This window comes from Streptomyces odonnellii (genome assembly GCF_000981895.1).
GTDB lineage: Bacteria > Actinomycetota > Actinomycetes > Streptomycetales > Streptomycetaceae > Streptomyces > Streptomyces odonnellii.
This window is the reverse complement of record NZ_LATD01000293.1, coordinates 1-5,254: the sequence shown is the minus strand read 5'-3', so window position 1 is coordinate 5,254 and position 5,254 is coordinate 1. Positions and strand designations below refer to the sequence as shown.

The following is a 5,254-nucleotide window of genomic DNA, read 5'->3' as shown; positions in this document are numbered from 1 at the left end:
CCCGCCCGGGCTACCCACCCGCCCTCTTCGACGCCGTCGAGGACCTCACGGCCCGCCCTCTCCGCCGCTCCCGCGTCGTCGATGTGGGCGCCGGTACGGGGATCGCCACCCGCCTCCTCCGCGAACGCGGCGCCAGGGTCGTCGCCGTGGAACCCGGCCCCGGCATGGCCGCCCGGCTCCACCGCACCCTCCCCGACGTCCCGCTCGTCCGGGGCTCCGGCGACGCCCTGCCCCTCGCCGACGGCTCCGCCGACCTCATCACGTACGCGCAGTCCTGGCACTGGACCGACCGGGACCGCTCCGTCCCGGAGGCGCTGCGCGTCCTCGCGCCGGGCGGCGCGCTCGCCCTCTGGTGGAACGTCTCGGACGCCGAAGTGCCCTGGATCGCCGCCCAGGACGAACGTATCCACCGTCATGCCCACGACGGCGCCCATGGCGTCCACGGCACCGCCCGCCCCGACCGCCACCTCCCGGACGGGCTGCGCTTCGCGGAGCGCCGGCTGCCGTGGACCCGCCGGGTCACCCTCGACACCCATCTCGACAACCTCGCCACCCACTCCGTCTTCCGGGTGCTCGGCGAGGACCGTACGGCCCGCTTTCTCGCCGACGAGCGCGCCGAACTGCTGACGGTCTTCCCCGACGGCCTCGTCGAGGAGGCATACGCCGTGGAACTCATCGTCGCCCGCCACATCTAGGACGTCCGCGGCCCAAACCCCCAACCGAACAGACAGCAGACAGCAGACCGGCAGCCCGACCCCGCTGCTTGACGCCGCCGCCCCGCGACCCCGATTATTCATCACATGATGAATTCCATCGGGGCCGCCGCTGTCCGCGCGCACGGCCTCACGGTCCTACGAGGCGATCGCACCGTCCTCCGCGGCCTCGACTTCTCCGTACCGCCCGGCCAGATCACCGGCCTGCTCGGCCCCTCCGGCTGCGGCAAATCCACCCTGATGCGCGCCGTCGTCGGCACCCAGGCCAAGGTCACCGGCACCCTCGATGTCCTCGGCCGGCCCGCCGGCGACGCCGCGCTGCGCGCCCGGATCGGCTATGTCACCCAGGCGCCCTCCGTCTACGACGATCTGACGGTCCGGCAGAATCTCGAATACTTCGCCGCCGTACTCGACCCCGGCCGCGCCCGTCGCGACGCCCGCGCCGAAACCGTCACTCGCGCCATCACCGACGTCGACCTCGCCTCACACGCCGACGCCCTCGCCGGCCGGCTCTCCGGCGGCCAGCGCAACCGCGTCTCCCTCGCCGTCGCCCTCCTCGGCACCCCCGAACTCCTCGTCCTCGACGAACCGACCGTCGGCCTCGACCCCGTACTCCGCCGCGACCTGTGGGACCTCTTCCACCGCATCGCCGCCGAGCGCGCCGCGACGATCCTCGTCTCCTCCCACGTCATGGACGAGGCCGAACGCTGCCACCGGCTCCTCCTCATGCGCGACGGCCGGATCCTCGCCGACGACACCCCGGACGCCCTGCGCGCCCGTACCGGCTCCGAGACCGTGGAAGCCGCCTTCCTCCACCTCGTCGACCAGGCCAACGCACTCCAGGAGAGCGCCCGATGACCACCAGGACCCCGGCCACGCCGTCGGCCACGGCGCCCGCCGCACCCGCGCCCGTCTCCGCCGCCCGCACCCTCGCCACCGCCGCACGCGTACTGCGCCAGCTCCGCCACGACCCGCGCTCGATCGCCCTGATGATCCTCGTGCCGTGCGTGATGCTGTTCCTGCTCCGGTACGTCTTCGACGGCAGCCCGCGCACCTTCGACGCCATCGGCGCCTCGCTCCTCGGCATCTTCCCGCTGATCACGATGTTCCTGGTCACCTCGATCGCCACCCTGCGCGAACGCACCTCGGGCACCCTGGAACGCCTGCTCGCCATGCCCCTCGGCAAGGCCGACCTGATCGCCGGATACGCCCTGGCCTTCGGCCTCCTCGCCATCGTCCAGTCCGCACTCGCCACCGGCCTCGCCGTCTGGGCCCTCGGCCTGGACGTCGTCGGATCCGCCTGGCTCCTGCTGCTCGTCGCACTGCTCGACGCCCTGCTCGGCACGGCCCTCGGCCTCTTCGTCTCCGCCTTCGCCGCCTCCGAGTTCCAGGCGGTCCAGTTCATGCCCGCAGTGATCTTTCCGCAGCTTCTCCTCTGCGGCCTGTTCACCCCGCGCCCCGCCATGCAGCCCGTCCTGGAGGCGATCTCGAACGTCCTGCCCATGTCGTACGCCGTCGACGGCATGAACGAGGTCCTGCGCCACCCCGACATCACCGGCGACTTCGTCCGCGACACCCTGATCGTGGCGGGCTGCGCCGTACTCGTCCTGACCCTGGGCGCGGCGACCCTCCGCCGCCGCACCGCATAGCGCCGGCCCCCGCGGGCTCCGTACCGCCGGCCGTACCGCCCCTCGGACACCTCACCCCCGCTGTCCGACCCCGGTGCGAGGATGGGACGCGAACGACAGATGTACTCATTCCCACCGGCGAGGTGACCCCGCAATGCCCCAGACAGTCGCAGTCCTCGGCACCGGAAAGATCGGCGAGGCCCTGCTCAGCGGCATGATCAGGGCCGGATGGCGCCCCGCCGACCTGCTGGCCACCACCCGCCGCGCCGAGCGCGCGGAAGAGATCCGCGGCCAGTACGGCGTGGAGATCGTCACCAACGCCGACGCCGCCAAGCGCGCCGACATCCTCATCCTCGCCGTCAAGCCCCAGGACATGGGCAGGCTCCTCGACGAGCTCGCCCCCCATGTCACCGCCGACCGCCTGATCATCAGCGCCGCCGCCGGCATCACCACCGCTTTCATCGAAGGACGCCTGGCCAACGGCACCCCGGTCGTACGGGTCATGCCCAACACCCCCGTCCTGGTCGACGAGGGCATGTCCGTCATCTCCGCCGGCAGCCATGCCCTCGCCACCCATCTCGCGCACGCCGAGGAGATCTTCGGCGGCGTCGGCAAGACCCTCCGGGTCCCCGAGTCCCAGCAGGACGCCGCCACCGCCCTCTCCGGCTCGGGCCCGGCGTACTTCTACTTCCTCGTGGAGGCCATGACCGACGCCGGCATCCTCCTTGGCCTGCCTCGTGCCCAGGCCCATGAGCTGATCGTCCAGTCCGCACTGGGCGCGGCCATCATGCTGCGCGACAGCGGCGAACACCCGGTCAAGCTGCGCGAGGCCGTCACCTCCCCGGCGGGCACCACGATCAACGCCATCCGGGAGCTGGAGAACCATGGGGTACGAGCAGCCCTCATCGCCGCCATCGAAGCGGCCCGCGACCGCAGCCGAGCCCTAGGCCGTGTCTGACAAATCCCGTCTGGCTCACGACGCCTGGCACGCACGCTCGCCGCGTTGTCGGGATCATCCGAGTACGTCCAGTACGAGGATGACCCTCCGCCTTGCGATCGAACGCACCAGACGCCGCGCGCCCCGCCCTGCGGGCGGACGACGCTATTTGTCAGACACGGCCTGGCCACCGGCACCGGCTGAGCGATGGACGTCCGGCACCGGCCGATCCACCGCGGGCCGACCGGCGGCGGCTCGCCGGCTGAGGCCCGGCCGCCCGCGGATTCGCCGCCTGGGCACGGCTTCCGTACGGTTCAGCCGGCCGGGAGCAGCCCCATCGCCCGGTACGCGGCGTCGACCACCGGCCGGGCCATCCCCCTGGCCCGTTCCGCGCCCTCCCTCAGCACACCGTCCACATAGCCCGGATCCGCCGCCAGCGCCGCATACCGTTTGCGCAACGGCCGCAACAACTCGACCACCGCCTCCGCGGTGTCCTTCTTGAGCGCGCCGTACGACCCGTACGCACCGGCCAGCTCGTCCGGGTTGCCGTTCCCGCAGGCCGCGAGAATCTCCAGCAGATTCGCCACGCCCGGCCGGTTCTCCCGGTCGTACTCGACCTCCCGTCCGCTGTCCGTGACCGCCCGCATGATCTTTTTCCGTACGACGTCGGCGTCGTCCAGCAGATAGACGATCCCCGCGCCGGCCTCATGGGACTTGCCCATCTTCGACAGCGGGTCCTGAAGGTCCATCACCCGCGCCGCCACCGGCGGCCGGGTCGCCCGCGGCACGGTGAAGGTGTGCCCGTACCGCTGGTTGAACCGCACGGCGAGGTCCCGTGTCAGTTCCACATGCTGGGCCTGATCGTCGCCGACCGGTACCTCGTCGGCCCGGTACGCCAGGATGTCCGCCGCCATCAGCACCGGATACGAGAGCAGCGAGAACCGCACACCGTCCCCCGATGCCTTCGCCCGCGCGCTCTTCTCCTTGTACTGGATCATGCGCCGCAGCTCCCCGTCGGTGGCCGTGCACTCCAGCAGATACGAGAGCCGCGTGTGCTCATCCACATGACTCTGTACGAATACGGTGCACAGCGCCGGATCAAGCCCGGCCGCCAGCAGCAGACCGGCGGCCTGACGACTGAGTCTGCGCACCCGGGCCGGATCGTGCTCGACGGTCAGCGCGTGCAGATCCACCACACAGAACAGTGCCTCGGTCCCGTACTGATCCACCTCGGCCCACCGCCGTACGGCCCCGAGGTAGTTGCCCAGCGTCAGATGCCCGGTCGGCTTGATCCCGCTGAAGACCCGTGTCATCTCTCTCATCACCCTCCTGAATCGGAGCCACCGCGCCCAGCGGCCGGACTCCCGGAGGGGGAGAAAAACAAACGGTCGCCGGAGCGGCGGCCGTTGAGCGCATACATGTCGGGCGGCCGCCGTCAGGCGGGCCACCACTGAAGGACATGTGCATGCGCTGTCATGCGTCCAGACTAGCGGTGGACCCACGAAGTTGACATGCCAAACATGGATCCGTAATGTTCTCCGGGCTGTCCGACGTGAGTACCGGCGCAAGTCGGTCCCCGGGCAGTCATTTCGCAGGATTCACTACAAACGTGCGGCGACCGGTCGCATTGTTTTGCGTGCGCTCTCGCGGAATGTGGAATCCAGTGTTCGAAGGAACGCGGTCCCGATTGGTGTCGAGGCCCTGGATACCGCTAGAGTTTGAAACGTCGGAACGGCCGAAGGGCCGGGAAGACAAACCCCGCTGACTGGGAATCAGGCCCGAAAGGATCTGATAGAGTCGGAGACGCAAGGCCGAAGGGAAAAGCCCGGAGGAAAGCCCGGAAGGGTGAGTACGAAGGAAGCGTCCGCTCCTTGAGAACTCAACAGCGTGCCAAAAGTCAACGCCAGATATGTTGATACCCCGACCGGCGGGAACGGTTTCTGTTCCGGCAGGTTGTGGTTCCTTTGAAGAAGAAT

5 protein-coding genes are annotated in these 5,254 nt (G+C 70.0%); 4 read left to right on the top strand and 1 reads right to left on the bottom strand.

Annotated features, from left to right (window positions below):
* From WH07_RS25450 to proC, 4 genes are all read left to right on the top strand, one after another.
* Positions 1-695, top strand: a 695-nt coding sequence (locus WH07_RS25450) for a class I SAM-dependent methyltransferase (protein ID WP_046504550.1), incomplete at its 5' end; no start/stop codon positions are given.
* A gap of 105 nt (positions 696-800) precedes the next feature.
* Positions 801-1,571, top strand: a complete 771-nt coding sequence (locus tag WH07_RS25445) for an ABC transporter ATP-binding protein (RefSeq protein WP_408645933.1) — start codon at positions 801-803, stop codon at positions 1,569-1,571.
* On the top strand, positions 1,568-2,362 hold the full coding sequence (locus WH07_RS25440; protein ID WP_046504548.1) for an ABC transporter permease: 795 nt from the start codon (positions 1,568-1,570) through the stop codon (positions 2,360-2,362). Before WH07_RS25445 ends, WH07_RS25440 begins: the two co-directional genes overlap by 4 nt.
* A gap of 133 nt (positions 2,363-2,495) precedes the next feature.
* Entirely contained in the window at positions 2,496-3,299 is an 804-nt protein-coding gene (gene proC / locus WH07_RS25435; RefSeq protein WP_046504545.1) for a pyrroline-5-carboxylate reductase, read from the top strand.
* A 293-nt stretch (positions 3,300-3,592) separates the two neighbouring features.
* On the opposite strand, the gene trpS is transcribed toward proC, so the two are convergent.
* Positions 3,593-4,591, bottom strand: coding sequence for a tryptophan--tRNA ligase (gene trpS, locus WH07_RS25430; protein WP_046504543.1), 999 nt, complete (start codon positions 4,589-4,591; stop codon positions 3,593-3,595).
* Between the last annotated feature and the right edge of the window lie 663 nt (positions 4,592-5,254).